General features: G+C 68.8%; 17 protein-coding genes. 12 read left to right on the top strand and 5 right to left on the bottom strand.

The window, feature by feature from the left end; genetic code table 11:
- Positions 1-18: 18 nt before the first annotated feature.
- The 11 genes from KF780_01940 (at position 19) to KF780_01990 (ending at position 10,153) form a co-directional block, all read left to right on the top strand.
- A complete protein-coding gene (locus KF780_01940; protein MBX3560548.1) occupies positions 19-1,314 on the top strand; it encodes a flagellar hook protein FlgE in 1,296 nt (431 codons plus the stop codon).
- Between the two features lie 27 nt (positions 1,315-1,341).
- Positions 1,342-2,085, top strand: coding sequence for a flagellar basal body rod protein FlgF (locus tag KF780_01945; GenBank protein ID MBX3560549.1), 744 nt, complete (start codon positions 1,342-1,344; stop codon positions 2,083-2,085).
- 22 nt (positions 2,086-2,107) lie between these two features.
- Positions 2,108-2,896 carry a flagellar basal-body rod protein FlgG gene (flgG, locus tag KF780_01950; GenBank protein ID MBX3560550.1) on the top strand — a complete coding sequence of 263 codons (789 nt, stop codon included), beginning with the start codon at positions 2,108-2,110 and terminating at the stop codon, positions 2,894-2,896.
- A gap of 1 nt (position 2,897) precedes the next feature.
- Complete coding sequence (locus KF780_01955) at positions 2,898-3,542, top strand: flagellar basal body L-ring protein FlgH (GenBank protein ID MBX3560551.1); 645 nt, start codon at positions 2,898-2,900, stop codon at positions 3,540-3,542.
- A gap of 8 nt (positions 3,543-3,550) precedes the next feature.
- On the top strand, positions 3,551-4,648 hold the full coding sequence (locus tag KF780_01960) for a flagellar basal body P-ring protein FlgI (protein ID MBX3560552.1): 1,098 nt from the start codon (positions 3,551-3,553) through the stop codon (positions 4,646-4,648).
- Positions 4,649-4,725: 77 nt separating this feature from the next.
- Entirely contained in the window at positions 4,726-4,947 is a 222-nt protein-coding gene (locus KF780_01965; protein MBX3560553.1) for a rod-binding protein, read from the top strand.
- Positions 4,944-6,293, top strand: coding sequence for a flagellar hook-associated protein FlgK (gene flgK, locus KF780_01970; GenBank protein MBX3560554.1), 1,350 nt, complete (start codon positions 4,944-4,946; stop codon positions 6,291-6,293). The genes KF780_01965 and flgK overlap by 4 nt, the downstream gene beginning before the upstream one ends.
- 16 nt (positions 6,294-6,309) lie before the next feature.
- The gene (locus KF780_01975) at positions 6,310-7,167 is read left to right on the top strand and encodes a flagellin-like protein (protein MBX3560555.1); all 858 of its coding nucleotides are present in this window, start codon (positions 6,310-6,312) and stop codon (positions 7,165-7,167) included.
- Between the two features lie 124 nt (positions 7,168-7,291).
- Positions 7,292-8,155: a flagellar motor stator protein MotA gene (gene motA / locus KF780_01980; GenBank protein ID MBX3560556.1), complete on the top strand. Its 864-nt coding sequence runs from the start codon at positions 7,292-7,294 to the stop codon at positions 8,153-8,155.
- Positions 8,156-8,158: 3 nt separating this feature from the next.
- Positions 8,159-9,109 carry an OmpA family protein gene (locus tag KF780_01985; protein ID MBX3560557.1) on the top strand — a complete coding sequence of 317 codons (951 nt, stop codon included), beginning with the start codon at positions 8,159-8,161 and terminating at the stop codon, positions 9,107-9,109.
- A 39-nt stretch (positions 9,110-9,148) separates the two neighbouring features.
- Complete coding sequence (locus KF780_01990; GenBank protein ID MBX3560558.1) at positions 9,149-10,153, top strand: GGDEF domain-containing protein; 1,005 nt, start codon at positions 9,149-9,151, stop codon at positions 10,151-10,153.
- Here the strand turns inward: KF780_01990 and cysD are convergent.
- Positions 10,150-11,055 carry a sulfate adenylyltransferase subunit CysD gene (gene cysD / locus KF780_01995; protein MBX3560559.1) on the bottom strand — a complete coding sequence of 302 codons (906 nt, stop codon included), beginning with the start codon at positions 11,053-11,055 and terminating at the stop codon, positions 10,150-10,152. The two genes, KF780_01990 and cysD, sit on opposite strands and share 4 nt — an antisense overlap.
- 46 nt (positions 11,056-11,101) lie before the next feature.
- On the opposite strand from cysD, the gene KF780_02000 reads away from it, so the two are divergent.
- Complete coding sequence (locus KF780_02000) at positions 11,102-11,437, top strand: antibiotic biosynthesis monooxygenase (GenBank protein MBX3560560.1); 336 nt, start codon at positions 11,102-11,104, stop codon at positions 11,435-11,437.
- Positions 11,438-11,446: 9 nt separating this feature from the next.
- On the opposite strand, the gene KF780_02005 is transcribed toward KF780_02000, so the two are convergent.
- The 4 genes from KF780_02005 to KF780_02020 form a co-directional block, all read right to left on the bottom strand.
- Entirely contained in the window at positions 11,447-14,494 is a 3,048-nt protein-coding gene (locus KF780_02005; protein ID MBX3560561.1) for a CHAT domain-containing protein, read from the bottom strand.
- A 1-nt stretch (position 14,495) separates the two neighbouring features.
- The gene (locus KF780_02010; protein ID MBX3560562.1) at positions 14,496-19,583 is read right to left on the bottom strand and encodes a hypothetical protein; all 5,088 of its coding nucleotides are present in this window, start codon (positions 19,581-19,583) and stop codon (positions 14,496-14,498) included.
- Positions 19,583-21,415, bottom strand: coding sequence for a ShlB/FhaC/HecB family hemolysin secretion/activation protein (locus tag KF780_02015; GenBank protein ID MBX3560563.1), 1,833 nt, complete (start codon positions 21,413-21,415; stop codon positions 19,583-19,585). The genes KF780_02010 and KF780_02015 overlap by 1 nt, the downstream gene beginning before the upstream one ends.
- A 93-nt stretch (positions 21,416-21,508) precedes the next feature.
- A complete protein-coding gene (locus KF780_02020) occupies positions 21,509-22,018 on the bottom strand; it encodes a hypothetical protein (GenBank protein MBX3560564.1) in 510 nt (169 codons plus the stop codon).
- Between the last annotated feature and the right edge of the window lie 48 nt (positions 22,019-22,066).

Raw genomic sequence — 22,066 nt, forward strand, 5'->3', positions numbered from 1 at the left:
TTCAGCAGGAGCAACGCCATGTCCTTCTATACCTCGCTCTCCGGCCTGCGCGGCGCGCAGACCGATCTTTCCGTCCTCGCCAACAACATCGCCAATGTCGGCTCGATCGGCTTCAAGCGCAGCCGCGCCCAGTTCGGCGACATCACCCCGGCCAGCAGCACCACCGCCGGCCAGGGCGCACGCCTGAAGGGCATCGAGCAGCAATTCACGCAAGGGGGGTTCGAGACCAGCGCCCGCGAGCTCGATCTCGCGATCAGCGGCGCCGGCTTCTTCGTCACCCGCGATGCCGTCGCCAACGGCACCACCTTCTTCTCGCGCAACGGCTCGCTGTCGGTCGACGGCCAGCGTTACCTGCGCGATTCGAACGGCGGCTATATCCAGGTCCTGCCGGTGGACATCGACGGAAACGTCACCGCCACCGGGCTCGAGGCGGCGCGCAACATCCAGCTGCCGCTGACGTCGGGCACGCCGCGCGCGACTTCGCTGGTCGAGCTGACGGTCAATCTGCCGTCCAACGCCGACAAGCCCGAGGATCGCGCGGTCTACAGCCCCAGCAGCCCCTACGCGTTCGACCGGCTCGATCCGAACAGCTACAATTATTCGCAACAGATCACGGTCTATGACGCCGCGGGCAACGCCCAGTCGGGCACGCTCTATTTCGTCCGCACCGGTTCGGTCGCGGCGGGCGATGCCGAAAACAGCTGGGACGTGCGCCTGTTCGTCGGCAACGAGGAGGCTTCGGCCGGCGGCACGCCGACCGTGCCGCCCACCCCGCTGCAGCTCACCTTCGATGCCGCCGGCGCGCTGACCGATCCCACGGCCCCGGCCGCGTTCAGCAGCGTCTTCCCATCGGGCGCGTCGGCGCCGATCTCGCTGACCCTCGACTTCGGCAGCGTGACGGCGCAGGCGCCGGGCGCGTTCAATGTCGCGGCGATCAGCCAGGACGGCATCGCCTCGGCCAAGCTCAGCGACATCTCGATCGGCGAGGACGGACTGATCACCGCCGCGTTCAGCGACGGCACGATCCAGGCGCTCGGCAAATTGCTGATCGCGACCTTCTCCAACCCGGATGGGCTGCGCGAGCGCGGCGACGGCCGCTGGTCGGTGACGGGCGACAGCGGGCCGGCGATCGTCGGCGTGGCCGGCTCGGACGCCTTCGGGCGCATCCAGTCCGGCGCGCTCGAACGGGCCAATGTCGACATCACCGAGGAGCTGGTCGCGCTGATCGCCGCCCAGCGTAACTTCCAGGCCAACGCCAAGGCGATCGAGACGGCCAATTCGATGGCCCAGTCGATCATCAACCTGCGCAGCTAAGGGCACGCGCCCGAAGGAGCCTGAGCCATGGACCGGCTGATCCACACGTCCCTGACGGGGCTGCGCGGGGCGATGGCCCGCCAGACCACGACCGCGCACAACCTCGCCAACGCGAACACGACCGGCTTTCGCGCCGAAATGTCGTCCGCGCGCGCCCTGTGGGTGCAAGGCCAGGGGCTCGAGTCGCGGGCACCCTCCTCGCGGGAAGTGCTGGCCGCCGACATGCGCGCCGGCACCGTGACCGACACCGGCCGCGACCTCGACATCGCGATGCAGGGCGAGGCCCTGCTCGCGGTGCAGGCCGCCGACGGCAGCGAGGCCTATACGCGGCGCGGCGACCTCCAGGTCTCGTCCAGCGGCCTGCTCACCACCGGCGACGGGCGCCCCGTCCTCGGCGACGGTGGTCCGATCACCATCCCCGCGGCCGATTCCATGCGCTTCGCCGACGACGGCACGATCTGGATCGTGCCCGCCGGCGGCGATCCCAACGTGCCGCAGCAGATCGACCGGCTGAAGCTCGCCAACCCCGCCGGCTCGCGCGTGCTCAAGGGGATCGACGGCCTGTTCCGGGTCGAGAATAATGGCATCCTGCCCACCGATCCGGAAGCCCGCCTCATTCCGCGCAGCCTGGAAGGCTCGAACGTTCAGGTCAGCCAGGCGCTGATCGAGATGATCGAGGCCAGCCGGGCCTGGGACACGCAGCTCAACCTCATCACCACCGCCCGCGACATCGACAGCGCCGGCGCCGAACTGATGCGCCTGCCGAGCTAGGCGCCAGACAAGGAGTCACGATATGTCCAACGCAGCCCTCCAGGTCGCCCGCACCGGGCTCGACGCCCAGGCGGAGCGCATGCGCGTCATCGCCAACAACCTGGCGAACGTGAACACGACCGGCTTCAAGCGCGACCGCGCCGAATTCGAGACGCTCGCCTACCAGATGATGACCGCCGCCGGCGCGCGTTCGTCCGGCGACAATCAATATGCGACCGGGCTCAATCTCGGCACCGGCGTGCGCGTCGCGGGTACCGGCCGGATCATGAGCCAGGGCTCGCTCAGCATCAGCGACAATCCGCTCGATCTCGCGATCGAGGGCGACGGTTATTTCCAGATTTCCCGTCCCGACGGCACGATCGGCTTTACCCGGGCCGGCAATTTCAAGCTGTCTTCGGAGGGCGCGATCGTGACTTCCGACGGCCAGCCGCTGCAGCCGCAGATCCAGATCCCCGAAGGCGCGGAATCGGTGACGATCGGCGCCGACGGGACGGTCTCCGTCACCCTGCCCGGCCAGGTCGAGCCGTCGCAGGTCGGCCAGATCGAGGTCGCCCGCTTCATCAATCCGGCGGGCCTGCGCGCGCTGGGCAACAATCTTTATGCCGAGACCGCCGCCAGCGGGACGCCGCAGGTCGGGCCGGCCGGCGCGGAAGGGCGCGGCGCGATCCGCCAGGGCGCGCTCGAATCCTCGAACGTCAGCGTCGTCCAGGAGCTGGTCGACATGATCGAGACCCAGCGCGCCTATGAGGTCAATTCCAAGATGATCTCGGCGACCGACGAGATGCTCCGCAATGCGAACCAGCAGCTCTAAGATGCGGCGCGCCCTCATCCTCGTCCCCGCCGCGCTGGCGCTCTGCGCCTTCCAGCGGCCGTCTCCGGAGCACCGCCCCGCTTATGCGGCGGAGGCGCCGGCGCCGGCCGCCAATGGCGGCATCTTCCAGGCGAGCCGGGGCTATGTGCCGCTCACCAACGGCCAGCGCGCCGGCACGGTGGGCGACATCCTGACCGTCGTGCTGGTCGAGCGCACCCAGGGGCAATCGACCACCACGTCCGGCACCAACCGCGAAGGCAGCATCGGCCTGACGCCGCCGAGCACCGGTCCGCTCTCCTTCTTCCAGCCGTCCGACGTGTCGGCCGGCGGGGCGAACGAGTTCACCGGCCGCGGCCAGACCGCGCAGTCGAACAGCCTGATCGGCGAGATCAGCGTCACCGTCGCCGAGGTCTATCCGAACGGCACGATGCGCGTGCGGGGCGAAAAACAGCTCCGCATCAACCGCGGCAACGAATCCATCCGCCTGACCGGCCTGGTCCGTCCGGGCGATGTCGGCCCCGACAATCGGGTGGCCTCCACCCGGATCGCCGATGCCCGGATCGAATATCTCGGCCGCGGCGAGATCGCGCGGGCCAGCCGCCAGGGCTGGCTGCAGCGCTTCTTCACCATGCTCAGCCCGTTTTGAGGTGTAAGATGATCCGTTCGATCTTCCTCGCGCTCTGCGCCGTCTTCATGGTCGCGACGCCGGCCCAGGCGACGCGGATCAAGGATCTCGGCGCCTTCCAGGGCGTGCGTCCCAACCAGCTCGTCGGCTATGGCATCGTCGTCGGCCTGGCGGGCACGGGCGACGACAATCTGGAATATGCCACCCAGGGCATGACCGGCGTCGCCTCGCGCTTCGGCCTCACCTTGCCCCCGGGCGTCAATCCGGCGCTCAAGAACGCCGCCGCCGTGATGATCACGGCGGAGCTGCCCGCCTTCGCACGACCCGGCCAGCGGCTCGACATCACCGTCTCCGCGCTGGGCCGTGCCCGCTCGCTGCGCGGCGGCACGCTGATCATGACCCCGCTGCGCGGCGCGGACAATGAAATCTATGCGATGGCGCAGGGCAATCTCGCCGTCGGCGGCCTTGGCGTCTCCGCGCAGGACGGCAGCCAGGTTTCGGTCAACGTGCCCTCGACCGGACGCATCCCGGGCGGCGCCACGGTGGAGCGGGCGGTCGAGACCGGCTTCGCCACCGCGCCGACCCTGACCTTCAACCTGTCCGAATCCGATTTCACGACGGCCCAGCGCATCGCCGACGCGATCAACCGCAATCTCGGCCAGCCCGCCGCGCGCGCGCTCGACGGCGTGTCGGTCGCGATCGAGGCACCGCAGGGCGCCGAGGTCCGCGCCGCGATGATGAGCCGGATCGAGAATCTGCCCGTCGAGCCCGGCGACGCGCCGGCGCGCGTCATCGTCAATGCCCGCACCGGCACCGTCGTCATCAACGGCGCGGTCCGGATCATGCCGGCGGCGGTGAGCCACGGCCGGCTGACCGTGGCGGTGCAGGAAAATCCGACCGTGGTGCAGCCGATGCCCTTCTCGCGCGGCCAGACCGCGGTGGAGCAGAACAGCAATATCGAGATCACCGAACGCCGTTCGCCGATGTTCGATTTCGCGCCCGGCGCGTCGCTGTCCGAGATCGTCCGCGCGGTCAATGCGATCGGCGCGGCGCCGTCCGACCTGGTCGCGATCCTCGAAGCGCTGAAGCAGGCCGGCGCACTGCGCGCCGAGCTGGTGATCCTGTGATCGGCCCCGCCGCCGCGACCGGCCCCGCCGCCGGCGCCACGCCCGCCGATCCGGCGGCCGATCGCCAGCGCGCGCAGATGCAGCAGGCGGCGCAGGCGTTCGAGGCGATCTTCCTGCGGCAGATGATCGGTTCGATGCGCCAGGCGCGGCTCGCCGAGGACGTGTTCGGCAGTTCCGCGACCGATCAGTTCCGCGACATGGCCGACGCCCAGCTCGCCGACAACATGTCGCGGCAGAACAGCTTCGGCATCGCCGAATTGCTGACGGCCCAGTTCAACCGGAGCGGGGGTGCGCGATGAGCGACCTGCTTTCCATCGGCTCGTCGGGCCTCGCCGCCTATCGCAGCGCGCTGAACGCGATCGGCGAGAATGTCGCCAATGCCGAGACGCCCGGCTTCTCGCGCCGTTCGGTCGTGCTCAAGCAATCGCTGACCAGCTCCGCCGCCGACATCGCCTATCGCGACCAGATCCTGTTCAACGGCGTCACCGTCGTCGGCGTGCAGCGCGCCTGGGACCAGTTCAAGGCGACCGAGGCGCGCTACGCGAACAGCGCCGCCGGCCGGGCCGAGGTGCGCCAGCAATGGCTGACCAGCGTCGAGGCGGCATTGGGCGACGGGACCTCCGGCATCGGATCGCGGCTGACCACCTTCTTCAACGCCGCGACGTCGCTCGCCGCGAATCCGGACGACCGGCTCGGCCGCGGCGCGATGCTGACCGCGCTGGCCGACGTTTCGACGGCGTTCCGGACCACCGCGGAAGCGCTGGCGCGCGTTTCGGACGGGATCGCCGGCACCGCGAAGCTGGAAGCGACCGCGGTCACCAACGCGCTTGCCGCCTTGCACAATATCAACGGCACGATCCGTGCCTCCACGCCCGGCAGCGCGCCGCGCGCCTCGCTTGAGGACCAGCGTGACCAGCTGATCGACTTCATCGCCGAACGGCTCGACATCGCGGTGACGGTCAGCGCCGACGGCAGCACGCGCATCACTTCGGGCACGGACAGCGGCCTCGCCCTGCTGGACGGCCAGGGCCCGGGCCTGATCTCGGTCGCGACCGCCGCCGACGGCCGCATCGCGCTCAGCCTGTCGGCCGGCGGCACGACCGTGCCGCTGCCCGCATCCGGCGGCCGGCTCGCCGGCCTCGTCGAAGTCGCCTCGACCGCGTCCGACCGGCGCGCCGCGCTCGATACGCTCGCGGCCGATTTCGTCGCCACGATCAACGGCTGGTCCGCCACCGGCCTGGACGCCAATGGCGATGCCGGCGGCGATCTGCTGGAGGCGCCGGGCGGCGCCATTGCCATGCGCGCTCTGGTCAGCGATCCGGATTTGGTCGCCGCCGCCGGCAGCGACGGCACCGCCAACGGCAATCTGCTCGCGCTCGAGGCCGTTCGCACCGCGAGCGGGATCGAGGGCCGCTGGGACAATCTCGTTTCCGACAATGCCCAGTCGCTGGCATCGGCCAGGACCGAGGCCTCCGCTTCGGCGGCATGGCGCGATCTCAGCCGCGCGGCGCTCGACGGCGTGACGGGCATCGATCTCGATTACGAGGCGGCGGAGCTGCTTCGTTTCCAGCAGGCCTATACCGCCTCGGCGCGCATCATCCAGGTCGCGCGCGAGACGATCGACGCGCTGTTCAACGCGCTGTGATGAGAGGAAGAGCAAGATGATCAGCGGCACCCGCTATCAGCTGACGCTGGAAATCAACCGGCAGATGGCGCTCGCCCGCGATATCGCGCGCGGCCAGGTCGAGATTTCCACCGGCAAGCGCATCCAGGCCGCTTCGGACGACCCGGTCGGCGCGGCGCGGGTGTCGGATATCGCCCGGACGCAGGCCAATGACGCGGCCTGGAAACGCAACCTCGATCTCGCGTCCGCGCTCGGCGCGCGCGCCGACACGGTGCTCGCATCGATCGAGACTGCCGTCGGCCGTGCCGGCGAACTGATGGTCGCCGCCGCCAACGGCTCGATGTCCGCCGAAAACCGTGCGACGATCGCGCTGGAGCTGCGTTCGATCGCCGCAGAGCTGGAAGCGCTCAAGACCGCCAAGGATTCGCGCGGCAACAATCTCTTCATGTCGCCGAGCTCTCTCCAGATTCCGGTCGCGCCCGGCTTCACCATCGTCGCAGTCGCAACGCGCGAGGAAGTGTTCGAAAACGTCGCCACCGGCTCCGGCGCACAGGACATCGCCGCGATCGTCGCGGCCGCCGCCGACGCGCTGGAGGAACCTGACCCCACCCTCCGCCAGGCTGCGATCGACCAGGCGCTCGACGATGTGAGCGCCGCCCAGCGCCACGCCGCGACATTGCGCGGCGAGAATGGCGCGCGCGGCAACCGCATCGATCAGATGCTGGAGCGGATCGAGAATAGCGGCCTGCAGCTCGCCGAGGAGCGCAGCGGGCTGGAAGACACCAATGTCATCGAGGCGCTGGCCCGGCTCAACGCGCGCCAGCTGACGCTGGAGGCCGCCCAGGCGGTCTTCGCCCGCATCAACCAGAACACCCTGTTCGACATCCTGCGCTGACGCGCCCTGCGCGCTAAACGCGGTGCACGCCGCGTTAACCCTAAAGTCCCCGCCTCCCTGCCGTTAACTCTCTAGGGAAGGCCAGGTTTCAGCCTTCCGACTGGCCAGTCACGCGGGGATCGGAATGTTCGCAGCCGTCGGCATAATCGTTGTCATCGTGATGGTGTTCGGCGGCTTCCTCGTGAGCGGGGGGCAGATCGGCATCATCGCGCATGCGTTGCCGGTCGAAATGACGATCATCGGCGGCGCGGCGGTCGGCGCGACCATCGCCGGCAATTCGATGCGCGAGCTGAAGGCGTTGCTGGGCGGCCTGGGCAAGGTGTTCAAGGGGCCGACCTACGCCAAGCAGGACTATCTCGACACCATCTTCCTGGTCTCCAAGCTGATGAAGATGTTGCGCACCGACGGCCCGGTGGCAGTCGAGCCGCATATCGAGGATCCCAAGTCGAGCGCGATCTTCGCCGAATATCCCAAGCTCCTGAAGGATGACACGCTGATCCACCTGATCTGCGACACGCTGCGGCTGGTCGTGGTCTCCTCCGGCACGCTCGATCCCCGCGCGGTCGAGGAGGTGATGGACAATGCCATCAAGACGCACCACCACGACGCCGTCCGGCCCGCGGACTCGCTGCAGACGCTGGCCGACGCCCTTCCCGCGCTCGGCATCGTCGCCGCCGTGCTCGGCGTCGTGAAGACGATGGCCTCGATCGACCAGCCGCCGGCCATTCTCGGCGCGCTGATCGGATCGGCGCTGGTCGGCACCTTCCTGGGCGTCTTGCTCTCCTACGGCTTCGTCGGCCCGTTCGCGAACCGCGCCAAGCAGGTGATCGAGGGCGACTCGGCGATCTACCAGGTCGTCAAGCAGATCATCATCGCCTCGCTCCACGGCCATCCGCTGCCGCTGGTGATCGAGGCGGCGCGTTCCGGCATCACCCATTCGAACCAGCCGGCCTTCGCCGACGTGTTCGACGGGATGCGGGGTCGCTGAGCCATGGCCTCGGCCGCCAAGCGCGGGCGCAACGAGCCGCCCCCCATCCAGCCGATCATCGTCAAGAAGGTGGTCGCCGACGGCCATGGCGGCCATCATGGCGGCGCCTGGAAGATCGCCTATGCCGATTTCGTGACGGCGATGATGGCCTTCTTCCTGCTGATGTGGCTGATCGGCGCGACCGACGAGGACCAGAGGCGCGGGCTGGCCGACTATTTCACGCCGACCCTGATCGAATATCGCCGCGACAGCGCCGGATCGGACGGCATTTTGGGCGGCGATTCGATCATCGCCGACGACAATTATCCGCACCGCGCGACCCAGACCGGATCGCGCTCGATCGTCATCCCGCGCGATGTGACCGGCGGGATCGAGGAAGGGCGCCAGCCGACCGCGGAGGACCGCGAGCAGTTCGGCCGGCTGCGCGACGAATTGCTGCGCCGGATCGACCAGACGCCGGAGCTGCGGCGGCTGCGCAGCCATGTCAGCTTCACCCAGAACGAGGAGGGGCTGCGCATCGACCTGATGGACGAGGCCGATTATTCGATGTTCCGGGTCGGCACCGACCAGTTGCTGCCCGAGGCGCAACGGCTGGTCCAGGAGGTCGCGCAGGTGATCGCCGGCGTGCCCAACGCGGTCGTCGTGCGCGGTCACACCGACTCGCTGCCTTATTCGGCGGGCCAGACGATGAACAACTGGCGGCTTTCGACCGGCCGGGCCGAGACGACCCGCGCGACGCTGCAGGGCTCGGGCGTCTCGATCGAGCGGATCGCGCGGATCGAGGGCGTCGCCGATCGCGATCCCTTCGTGCCGCAGGACCGCTACGACCCGCGCAACCGGCGCATCTCGATCACCCTGGCCTGGCGCGGCAGCGCCGTGCGCCGTCCGACGACCAATCTGGCCGAGGCCACCGCACCGGCCGCGTCGGCGGCCGCGGCGCGGCGCCAGCCTTAGGTAAAATTAACCATCCTTCCCTAGGCAGGAACGATGAAAATGACCCGGCTACAGAGCGATGACGACGCCCTTTACCAGCGGATCGGCGCGTTTCTGGCCGAGCATGGCCTGCCGCCGAGCCCCGGCAATTATGCGCTCGCCCATCAGCTCTTCGCCGACGAGGACGCGCCGGCCGCGCGGGCGGTGAAGGCGGCGACCGCCGACGGCGTCCGCCTCACCCAGTGCGAGGCCGACGGAATCATGACCGCGCATGCCGTGCCGGGCGGCGGGCGGTCTTCCGGCGTCGATCCGGCGGTGCTCGGCGCGGCGAAACGGCAGATCGAGGCTTTCGCCGAGATCGTCGAAAGCACGCGTGCGCAGGCCCAGACCTACGGCCGCGACCTGGCCCAAGGCGCCGCCGAGCTGGAACAGTCCGGCGGATCGGCCGAAACCCTGATCGCGATCACCCGCACGATGATCGAACGCACCCAGGCGGCCGAGCAACAGCTCACCGCCGCGCGCGACGAAGCGCAGACGCTGCGCGTCAAGCTCGCCGAAGCCGGGCAGGAGGCACGCCGCGACCCGCTGACCGGCTTGCCCAACCGTCGCGCCTTCGAGGAACATCATGCCGGGCTGGAGCAAGCGGGCGGCCTGATCAGCCTCGCCATTTGCGACATCGACCATTTCAAGCGCGTCAACGACACTTATGGCCACGGCGTCGGCGATCGCGTGCTCAAGATGGTTGCCGACCTGCTGAACGAATGTTGCAGCGGCCATTTCGTCGCCCGGCTGGGCGGCGAGGAGTTCGTCGCCGTGTTCGACGGACTGAACGCGGCCGAGGGCGCGGCCATCCTCGACGAAGCACGCGAGCAGCTTGCTGCCAAGCGCCTCAAGGTCCGCGAAACCGACGCGCCGCTCGGCCAGATCTCCTTTTCGGCGGGGGTCGCCTGCGGAACGTCGGCATCGGCGGACGTGCCGCTCGCCCGCGCTGACGCCCTGCTCTACCAGGCCAAGGATGCGGGCCGGAACCGCGTGCTCTTCGAAGGCGGGCCGGACGAGACCTAGAAATAGCCCGCGCGCTTCTTGCGCTCCATGCCGGCGCCCTCCTCGCGGTCGATCGCGCGGCCCTGACGCTCGGACAGGGTCGAAGCCTCGAGCTCCGCGATGAGCGCCTCCAATGTCGCCGCCTCGCTCTCGATGGCGCCGCTCAGCGGATAGCAGCCCAGGGTGCGGAAGCGGATGCTGCGCGTGACCGGGACCTCGCCGGGATGCAGCGGCAGGCGATCATCGTCGACCATCAGGATGAGGCCGTCGCGCTCGACCGTCGGGCGCGGCGCGGCGAGATAGAGCGGGACGATCGGAATGTCCTCGGCCAGGATATAGTACCAGACGTCGCGCTCGGTCCAGTTGGAGAGCGGGAAGACACGCAGGCTTTCGCCATTTGAGTGACGGCAATTGTAGAGGCTCCAGAGCTCGGGCCGCTGCCGGCGCGGATCCCAGCGATGACCGGCGGCGCGGAAGCTGAAGATACGCTCCTTGGCGCGGCTCGCCTCCTCGTCGCGCCGCGCGCCGCCAAAGGCGAGATCGAAGCCATGGCGGTCGAGCGCCTGTTTCAGGCCCTGCGTCTTCCACATCTCGGTGTGGAGCGGCCCGTGATCGAAGGGATTGATGCCACCGCGCTCGGCCTCCGGATTGCGCCAGACGATCAGCTCCATGCCGTTTTCCGCCGCGACCCGGTCGCGCAGCTTATACATGTCGCGGAACTTCCAGGTCGTATCGACATGGAGCAGCGGGAAAGGCGGCGGCGCGGGAAAGAAGGCCTTGCGGGCGAGGTGGAGCATCACCCCCGAATCCTTGCCGATCGAATAGAGCATCACCGGGCGCCGTGCCTCCGCCGCCGCCTCGCGGATGATATGGATGCTCTCGGCTTCGAGCCGCCGGATATGGGAGAGGGCGGGGGCGTTCATGTACAAGACCCTGCGCGGATCGGCCGGGCAAGACAAGGAGGAGGCCATGTTCGTCGCGGTCTATTGGTGGCGGGTCCATCCGGGCAAGGAGGCGCAGTTCCGCGAAGTCTGGCGGCGCGGGACGGAAGCGATCACCCGCATCTACGGCAGCTATGGTTCACGCCTGCACCGGGATCGCGACGAGCGCTTCGTCGGTTATGCCGAATGGCCCGACGAGGCGACCTGGCGGAAGGCGTTCGACGCGAAGATGGTCTATGACGATGCCGAGGCGCGGGCGATGTTCGTCGATGCCGTCGCCGAAACGCCGCCCGGCAACGCGCCCGTCTTCACCATGACCGTCACCGACGATCTGCTGACGCAAAGTACGCTCGGCACCCGATAGGGCAGCGCCTCAGCGCGCCAGCGCGATCCGCTCCGCGACCGGGCGGATGACCGGGGCCGTACCGTCGCCGACGACCGCGAAGCCCGACCAGTAATACGGATGCGAGGTCGCGGCATCGTCCATCAAGGCGCGTTGCGCGGTCCGCAGCGCCGACGCCGTCCCGGTGCCGCGCGGGGCGGTGAACAGGCCGGAGATCAGCCGTTCGGTGGCATCGAAATCGTCGGGCACCGGCCAGTGGCTCGCCACGATGATCCGGCCGCCGGCGCCGATGAAGGCGCGCACCAGGCCGTCCAGCGCGAAATCGCCGCCGGTGGTGAGGCCGGCCGCGGCGCTCGCCGCCTCGCCCGCCCGCGCCGCCGTGTCGCAGGCCGAGAGGATGACGAGATCGGCATCGAGCCGGAGATCGAAAATCTCGGCGAAGGTGAGCAGCCCGTCCGATCCCGCCTCGCCGAAGCTGGTCATCAGCGCCGGCTGAGTGGGACATTCCGGCCGCGGCGGCGCGACCAGCCCGTGCGTCGCGAAATGCAGGATGCGGTATTGATCGAGATTCTCGCGCTGCTTGATCGCCGTGTCGGTGAAGGCTTCGCCGGTGACGATATCGGTCGATCCGCCGATCGCGCGCTGCGCGGTATAGAGCTCGCTCGCCGAAATCGGCCGGTTCCAGGCGGCGAGCGACCAGTCGCATTCGCCAATGCTGCGCGTCCCCGCGCCCTGCTGGAGAAAGCCCTGCGTCGTCGCATTCTGGCCGAAGCCGAGATATTCGGCGGTGGCCCGCGACGGCGGCGCGGCGCGCACGTCGCGGAAGGCGCGGGCCGAAACCGCGGTGCTGATGTCGCGGTCCCGCCCGAGCCAGGCGACGCCGCGGAAATCGAAGCCGTCATCGTCGGGATCGGCGGCGCGGGCGAGATAGGCATCGACCCCGGCGCGATCCATGACGAGCAGGTTGGGCGGCAGCCTGAGCATCGCGCCGTCGGGCTCGAAGATCAGGTGGGTGACTGCGGCCATCTCGCCGGCGACCGGCGCGAACAGCTCGGTGTAAAGCTGATGCGCGAGGGCGACATCGAACGGATAGGTAATCTGCTGTCCGCCTTCGACAACGCTGATCGTCCGGCGCAACGCATCGACCTGCCGCTCCAGTTCGGCCGGACGGGCGGCGATGCGGAAGGTGCGCGCCGCGCTCGCCGTCGCGAAGATCGCATAGATCTGGTCGCCGACGACGAGCATCTTGTAATAGGCCTCGCCGGGCCGCAGCAGGGCCTGCAGATCGGCCAGCGTGATCGCGCTCGACGACACCGCCCGGTAGCGTGGGAAATCGGCCAGCCGCGCCTGGGTGGCGACCTGATCCTGCTGAAGCCGCGCGATGTTGGAGCGCAGCTCGCCGATATGTTGCAGCTCGGCGGTGGAGGGATTGGTGTTGCCCTCCAGCCGCGCCAGATCGACGCGCGCGCGCTCGATATCGCGGGTGAGATTGACGGACTGGCGGAACAGCCGCGACGCCTCGTCGCTGCCACCCGAAAGCTCGCGCGCCAGCACCGCCTGCGTCTGCGCCACGCCGGGCCGCACCAGCACCTGGCTCGCGGCGAAGAAATCGGCGGCCGCGTCGCTTCGCCCGGAAAGCAGAGCGAAATATGGGTTGAGGATGCGCCGCAGCGTCGCCGAGCTGTCGCCGTTCTCCGCGATCGCCGCGACGATCTCGCGATAGATGGACGCCGCCTCGTCGGTACGGCCGGTGCGCGCGTAGAAGGCGGCGAGACGCCCCTTCGCGCTGAACAGCGCCGAGGAATCCGGATAGTCGCCGGTGAGCAGGCCGATCGCCGCGCGATGCTGGCCCTCCGCGCCGCCCAGATTGCCCTGCGATTCCGCGATCCGGGCGAGATCGCCGAGGATCTGGGCGCGCATCCACACCGTCGCCGCGATTCGCCCGCCGCGGATCGCGACCAGGCTGTCGAGCGCGCGCTGGTAGGTGAGCGCGGCTTCGTCCGCCCGCCCCTGCAGCCGCAGCACCGTGCCCCGCAATTGCAGCGCCTGGCCATCGAGTATCTGGACCTTGTCTTCCGGCGTCAGGCCCTCGAGGCCGCCAAGGCGCCGCGCGCCCGGCGATTCCGCGGTGAGCCGCGCGGCGGTCGCACGATCGAGCTGGAGCGCGCGCACCGCATCGCTCGGCGGCGGGCCGGCCAGCACACGATCCAGCTCCACCAGCGCGTCGGCCGAACGGCCCTGGTTGAGCAGGTGCATGGCCCGATAATTGCGCAAGCGCCGTTCGTTCACCGGATCGCCGCCGGCCAGCACGGCCGCGCGCGCGAACAGGGTGTCCGCTTCGGGATAGCGACCCAGATTGGACTTTTGCAGCGCTTCGTTGGCGAGCGCTTCGGCCCGGTCGGCGGGATCTTCCCGCCGATCGGTGATCGCGGAGAAGAATTCGGCGGATTCGGCGTAATTGCCGGCATTGTTGCGGCGATAGGCTTCATCGAGCGCGCGCTGCGGATCGAGGCTCGCGGCCTGGACGCGCGCGAAGGCGATGGGATCGCCGGCACCGGTCGTGGCGACATCGACCTCGCCCGCGACGACGCGATTGGCGATCACGCTCCTCAGACCCAGCCGCAACACGCTGTCATAGCCGGCCAGCCCCTCGGCCGCGTAGAGGATGTTGCCGGAGGGGACGAGATAGACATTGTAGGCGACGTCGGCATCGGTCAGCCGGCACGACAAGGTCTGGACGGACCCCACCCCTTCGATCGCGGTCGGCGCGCCCGCCGCGCAGGTCGCGCGGCCTGCCCGGGCCGCCGCCAGCCGCGCGACCGGATCGCCGGCGCGGGCGCGCAGCGCATAGATCGATCCCACTGGCACGGTCGCATCGCGACAGGTGATCGAATAACCGCGGTCGAACATGTCCTGGAACACGCGATCGGTGATCGTCGTCTGGGCACTGCACAGCAGACTGCTGCCGGAGCCGATCCGGAAGCTGTCCTGAAGGCTGATCGACTGCGCGGACGCCGGGCCGGCGACCATCGCCGTGGCCGCCGCCGCACCGATGAGGCCGAGGGTACGCCTGATCATCTCAATATCCTCCATCGCCCGCCGGCTCGCACGGCTCTTCGGGCGTGCACACCTCATCCTCGCTGTCCCACACGCCGCTGTCGCCGCCGCTCGTCACCGGCTCCTCGAGCAGGGATTCGGACGCGAAGCTGACATCGACGAACTGCTGCCGGTCGGGGTTCGGCGGCGGCACGCTTTCCTCGACCTCGTCGATCGGGCCTTCGATGATTTCCGGGCCGCCCGGGACCGGCTGCTCCGGGTCGCCGCCGCAGCTGCCGGTCGCGATGAAGCAGGTGTTGAACTGGGCATCGGCGAGATAGCCGGACGACGCGCCGAACGCGACCTCGCGGAAATAGGGCGTGTTGATCACGAACGTGCCATCGGCATTGATCCGCCGGCCGAACGCATAGACGTCGATCGGACCGGACGAACTCGGCTGGACGGTCAGCGTGTTCTGGGTGACGGTGATGCCCGCGAACTGGTCCGCCGTGCCGCTGTTCTGCACGAAGAGCGTGCTGCCGACGCGGAAGAGAATGTCCCCCGCCTCGATATAGCCGCGCTCCTGGACTTCGCCGTCATTGGCGAGCAGCGCGTCGTTGCGGCCCTCGAAATTCGGGTCCTCGATAAGCCGATCGATGATCGACTGGCTCGCCGACCAGATATTGGCCGATTGGATGCCGAGCGATCCGGTCGGAAGGCCGGCGCTGTTCAGCACGCGGATGCTGCCCGCGGGGTTGATGATCTGGACACGCTCGCCGGCGACGATGTCGATGCCGGACGTGGCCGAACCATTCTCGATCCGCAGCGCGCCTTCCACCTGGACGATGCCGCCGGCGCCCTCGCCCGCCGTGACCGAAATCTGCAGCCGGTTGACCGCGGCGCCCGTCTGGGTCGGCGTCGCGCTCAAGGTCAGATCGCGGACGACGAGATCGGCCGGACGGCTCGGCGCGCTGCCGGTGGGCGACGCGTCGATCTGCAGCGAAGCGGTGCGGATCCGGCCCAGCTCGGCCTGGGTCAGCGTATAGCCGGGGCCGGTCGCACTCCCGCCGATCACCGTCTGCGCGCTCTGCGGAGCGACGCTGAGCGTGATCCCCGTGGTGGTGGAATCGCCCAGGAAGCCGGTGCCGGGAATGTCGATGTCGCGCGACGCGATGAAAATGTCCGGCGACACGACCGTGCCGGCGATCGTCGCGAGATTGGCGACGTTGACGCCGATCGTCTGGCTGGCGCGGGTCAGCGTTCCGCTCGACGCCGTGAAATCGCTGCCGAAGACGGTCAGCGAAGCGACATCCACGGTGGGCGCACTGCCCGGCCGGTTGCTGTGCGTGATGACGACGGCGCCGGGCGTGTCCAGATTCCAGGCGCCGCCGCTGAGCCGGCCCGAATCTGTCGCCGCGATCGAGATGCCGGTCTGTGAAACGATATCGGCGCTGCCCTGGAGCGCGATCGTGCCGGCTTCCGGCTCGATGTTGACCGCCGCGACCGAATCCACGTCCAGCGATCCGGTGAAGGTCAGCGTGCCGTCCTGGGCGCGGATATAGACCGGCGCCGCGAGTTCCGGAATTGAGGGTGCCCCCGGCCCGAACGTCGTCAGGCTGGCGCTTCCGAAGGTCGCGGTGCTGCCGAGCACGTCGATGAAACCGGTGCCGTAACGGCTCTGGCCAAACGTCGCACCCGCGCCGCCGGTGCCGCCGGCGACGCCGCTGAACGCGCCGATCGTGTTGGTCGAGCCGATCGTCGTCTGGAAGCGCGTCGTCAGCAAGGCCGCGACACGACCGCCGGAACCGTTGCCGCCCGCGCCGGTATCGCTGGATCCGCCCGTGCCGTTGGCAACGAAGTCCACACTGGTGGCCGTAAGCGTGCCGCCGCGCGAGAGCAGGGTGGCCGAGCCGCCCTGGCCGTCGCCGCCCGCGCCGCCATTGGCACCCCCGGCGCCGCCGACCGCCGAGGCATCGGCGGTTACCGTGCCGAATTCGACCACGCCGTTCGTGTCGCCGCTGCCATTGCCGCTGGTGCCCCCGGCCTGAACGAAGCCGCCGAAGGCGTCGCCGCCGCGTCCGCCGACGCCGGTCGTGCCGGCGCCGCCGGCGCCGCCGACCGCGGTCGAGGTCATGGTGAGCGACGCCACGCGCAACGTGCCGTTCAGGCTGTTCGCTTCTGCGACGATCAGGTCGCCGGCGGCAGCATTGCCGCCAGCGGCGCCGGTGCCGCTCGCAGAGGTGCCGCCGGCACCCCCGACGGCGGAATTGTCGAGACTGGCCGACGCCAGCTCGATCAGGCTGTCTTCCGGACCGTTGAAGGCGGAGATGGCGACCGAACCGCCCTGGCCGTTGCCGCCAGGGCCGGATGCGCCCGCGCCGCCCGTGCCCCGTGATTTCAGGGTCGCGGAATTGCCGGTCACGGTGCCGCCGAACGAGGAAAGGAACGATCCGCCCGAAGGCGCCACGACCGGCGAATTGACCTGTATCCCGCCGGTGCCGGCACCGCCGGTCGCGCCGTTGCCGCCAAGCCCGTCGCTGAGAATGACGGCATCGTCGAAGCTCAATTCGCCGCCAATGGACACATAGACAGTCGCGGCGCCGCCCGTGCCCGCGCCCCCCGTACCTGTCCCGCCCGTGCCGCCAACGCCGCTCACCCCGGCGAAGAGATCGCCGAAGCCCACTTGCCCGCCGCGCGCGGAAATTTCGATGAAGCCACCGGTGCCGTCCCCGCCGGAAACGCCGCCGGCGCCGCCCGCTCCGGACGCGGCGAACACGGTATCCCCGAACGTTGCGCTGGCGGGTGCGCTCGAGCCGTACCCCGACTCTTGCGTTCCGGCGCGAATATCACCGCCGAACCCCGCGCCGCCGGCGTTCGTGCCGGTGCCGCCGAGCCCGTTGGCGCTGGCAGCGACATCACCGAACTCGATCGCACCGCCGCCCTCCTGGGCGACGATGTAGATGGAGCCGCCCTGGCCCTCGCCGCCAACGGCGCCGTCGCCGCCCTCGCCGAACGCGGTGATGGCCACGGAATCAGCCGTCAGGATCGAGCCCGGCGAGCTGAAAGCGATCAGGTCGATCGAGCCGCCCGTCCCCGTGCCGCCGACCGTGCCGTCCTCACTATTGCCGCCGAAGCCGCCCAGATCGACGCTGATCGCGCCGAGGTCGATCTGGCCGGCGCCGGCACCGGCGGACATGAAACCGCCCACCCCTTCGCCACCCGTCGGCCCCGCGCCGCCCTGGCCCGAAAGATCCACCGCCATCGACGAGCCGAGCGCGACGTTCCCGCTGAAGGCGCTGATGAACAGATCGCCGCCGAAGCCAGCGCCCGCGACGGCGCTTCCGTCCGGCTCCTCGATCGCGCCGCCGGTGCCGCGCGCGACGATCTGGCCGGCGCCCGCGAACGAAACGGAACCGGAGAATGCGTTGATCGACACGGTGCCGCCCGACCCGCCCGCGCCCTGGCCGGTTTCCAGCCCGTTCGACCGGCTGCCGGTGCCGCTGACATCGACGAACAGACCGCCGTCGACGGTAATGCTGCCCGTCTGGGCGGAGACGATCGCGTCGCCGCCGAAGCCGTTGCCGCCGAGATCGGGTACATAATCGGTGACCGCGCCTTCGCCGGTCGCCGTCATCGTCAGATCGCCGCCGATCGCGATGGCCCCGTTCCCGGTCGTCACGACCCGGACGATGCCGCCGAAGCCATCCCCGGCCTCGAAATCGTCGTCGTTCTCGAACTCGCCGACCGCGGACGCATCGAGCGAGGCGTTGCCGGCGATCGTGACCGATTCGCCGTTTTCTGCCGTGATCTCGGCGATGCCACCGGTCACGTCGACGCCGAGCGGGGCGAATTCGCCCTGCCCGACACCGGCGCCGACGCCGTAGCCGCTTTCGAATTCCAGTGCGCCATAAGCGGTGAGGCTGACATTGCCGCCAACCGTGACCGTGCCGTTCACCGCGCCGAGCTGTGCCCGTTCAAAGGCCTCGGCGGTATAATCGCCGGTGAAGGACAGGGGACCGTCCTCGCTGGTCGCGATCACGTTGCGCGTCGCCCGCGCGAACACGTCCGATGTGAAGCTGCCGCCCGTGATGTAGATGTTCGATTCGGCATATTTGGCTTCGCTGCCGAGCTGGCCGTTCTCGATGTTGAAGCCGGCGGACAGGACGATCTGGCCATTCTCGATGCTCGCCGAGACCGCCTCGTCGAAGCCGACAGATCCCGAAACCAGCATGTTCGCCACGGCAAAACTGTCGAGCGGCGCTGTGACCATGAAAATCCGGTGCGGGTCGCCTGCGCCCGTGCTGGCCGGCCCGCCGGTCGTCCCGGTATGGATGATCGGCGTCTCGTTGAAGCTGCCGAGGTTGACGACGATGTCGAACAAACCATCGTTGATCGTGTAGGAAACGTCCTGCGCGCCGATATAGGCCGCGGTGCCGTTCACATAGGTGCTGCCGCCATGATCGACGAACGATCCGGCAAGGACCACGTAGCTGCCTTCCGCGGTCGCCCGGATCTGCGCGCCGGGCTCGGTGACGACCCCCGCGCTGGTGAACGAGCCCATGTCGAGGCCGCCGCCGGAATTGATGAAATCGCCATAGCCGGTCTCGTCGAACACATTGAGCGTCGTCAGCACCAGATTGCCGACATCGAACACAGCCGTCGATCCGACGATGATGCCGCCCGTATTCTGGAAGATCACAGTGCCGCCAGGATTGCCGTCGATCCGGCTCAGGACCGTGCCGTCGAAGCGCACCGGACCGCCGTCGAGCGAGAAGATGCGGTTCAGCACCGCGAAATTGGTGACTCCGGAGCCGTTCTGGAACGTCGCCACGCTGCCGGTGGGCAGGAAATCGGTTTCCGCCCTGTTCCAGTTGATGATCGCGGTGGACGAGTTGACCGTGATCGTTTCCGCCCCCGGCGTGGGTGTCGTGTTGCGCGAAAAGTCGACGCTTCCCGCCTGGACGGACGGATTGGCGTCGTTGAGCTGGAACGCTTGGGCCGAGGCTTTGTCGCCATGCGCGGCCAGCGCCAGGGTCGAGGCCGTCGCGCAGCCGACGAGCAGGTGCCGGCGCCAGGCGTCGCGGCGGGTGGCGGCACGACAGGGAACGGGATGAAGGAAGCGAGCCATCATCAGAAACTCCATGGCCACAAACGGGTGGTGAACGTGATCAGGAAGCGGGGATCGCCGCGCTCGACCTGCAGACCAGCGCGTTGCAGCGGCACTGCGAGCGTGGCTTCGATGCGGAACTTGTCGCCATAAGCGGCCCGGACGCCGCCGCCGGCCGAGCTCAATTCCTGACGCGGGACGGGCGCCACGATATCCTCGTTCCAGGCCCAGCCATGATCGAAGAAGACGAACGGCTGAAATGCCCAGGCGTCGCGCGAACGGGGGTAGGCGCTGCCGTAGCGCAGCTCGGCCTGGAAGCCGATGCCGCTGTCGCCCAGGATCGTGCCCGGATCGTAGCCACGGCCGAATGTATAATTGCCGCCCGAAATCTCCTCGAAGGCGAGCAGCGGATCGCCGCTATATTGGGCGCGCGCGCCCAGCGACATGGTGATTTCCGGTATCGGACGATATTCGCCATAAACGCCGCCGCGGATCACCGTCGCGGTCGGATCGCCTTCGAAGCGGCTGGGCGGGACGATTCCCGGCGCCAGGCAGTTGACGAAGCCCGGACCGCACGGATCGGACGCACCGAAAAGATCCAGCCCCTGGCGGATTTCGACATTGCCGCCGAACCGCCAGCGCGGCTCCACCGCCGTGTAGCGCAGATTGCCGGGATCGATTCCGACCGCGTCGAAATCGAGCCGCGCGAAGGCGACGCGCAACCGATCCCGGTTGAGATCCAGTCCGTTGAATTCGACGTCCTGGTTGATGACATCGAGCCCGATCCCGCCGCGCAGCGTCCGATCGATCCGGCGGACGAAAGGGTAGCTCGCCTGCAGGGTCGCGAGCAGGGTGCGCGCGCGGATATCGACATTGGGATCACCGATATCGGGCCGCCCCCAAGCGTAGGTGAACTGGCCGCCGATCGCCAGGCCCTCGCCCCCGATCCGGAAATCGTGCGCGAGCTGGAGCGTGCGCTGTTCCTCGAAATCGGCGGTGGAGAAGAAGGACAGGGTGGTCCTGTCGCCCATGCCGGTCAGACCGAAGAATTGCGCGCGCGCCAGGCCGCCCCAGCGGCCGAGCTGCTTCGATCCGTAATTCTGGATGCTGAGATCGGCGAGCGCGGTGGTTCGCAGCACCGTGACTTCGCCGATCACCTCGCCGCGCGCGGTGCCAGCGGAGCGCAGGGCAAGCCGGACATTGTAGCCCGGCAGGTCACCGGCGAGGAGCAGATAGCGCTCCGCCCGGAAGCGGTTGAACACCTCGTCCTCGGTCAGGCGATCCAGATAGGCCGCGATCGTCCGCTCCGCGCGTCCGGCATCGCCGCGCACCCGCAGGCCGACGAGGCGCGCCTGCAGGACCCGGAAGCGCACATTGCCGTCGGCGATGCGCTGCTCGGGCACCTCCACCACCGCGACATAGCCGGCCTCGCGCAGGATCGCCGCCGCGCGATCGCGGATCTCGCAAACGACCGAAACGGAATGTTCACGCCCGACAAAGGGAAGGAAGGCCGGCCGCAGATCCTGCTGTGACAGCCCGCGCAGATCGTCGAAGACGGCGTCGTTCAGGGTGAAGCGGATATTCGCATATTCCGGCCGGTCGAGTGCGCAGGGCGCCCGGGGCACGCCCTCGTCGATGGTCAGCCGGGCGCGGGGCGGCGGGGCGGAATCGGGAACAGGGCGCTCCACCTCCTCGCGCGTCGGCGGCACAGGCGCGACCTGGGCCTGAACGGCCGTCGCCAGCATCGCGGCGCAGCCCGACACCAGGACGGCACGGATCACACGGAGCGGATGCCCATGAAAATGCCGGCGCGGGACGGCATCGTCCACACGGTCATCTTCCGCCGACAAGACCATATGCACACCCCCCTCATTGGTACACTGGATCTCTATGAGAAGCGGCTGGCATAGCAGATCATATCGGGGGGCCAAACCCCGAATAATCGAATGTTACGGAGGCGTTGCGGAATCTTCCTGCGACGCAAACTGGGGATTGAGGTCGCGCACGTGCAGAAGGAAGGAGCGAGGCCGTTTCATCAGGCGATCGACATATTCGACGCGCAGCCCGACCGTCTCGGCGATCCGCGCGACGAAATGGACGCAGTTGCGCCGGTTGAGATTGTACGACGGCTGGGCGCGATCGCGCCATTCCGCCACCACCGCCATCACCGCATGATATTGCGCATCGTTCAGCGTCAGCGCGAACTGCCGATCGCTGCGCGCGATCTGACGCGGCCCTTCGACGACCACCTCGCCGGCGACCGAGCCCCACAATATCGCCGGCGTGATCGCCTTGGCGGTGAAGCCGTAGCTGGTATCGATCTCTTCGCCGGTCGAATCGATCGTGCCACGCAGGCTGACGAAGGCATGGGGGAAATTGTTGCCGCCGAGCTCACGCGAATAGAAGGCGATCTCGACGGCCGCCTGGGCGGGTGCGCCGATCATCAGCAGCACCAGCATCCACAAGGCGCTGCGGGCAGGCCGCGCGATCGTCAGGAAGCCGGCCAT

Origin of the sequence: Sphingomonas sp., from assembly GCA_019635535.1 — a bacterium.
Classification (GTDB): Bacteria; Pseudomonadota; Alphaproteobacteria; order Sphingomonadales; family Sphingomonadaceae; genus Allosphingosinicella.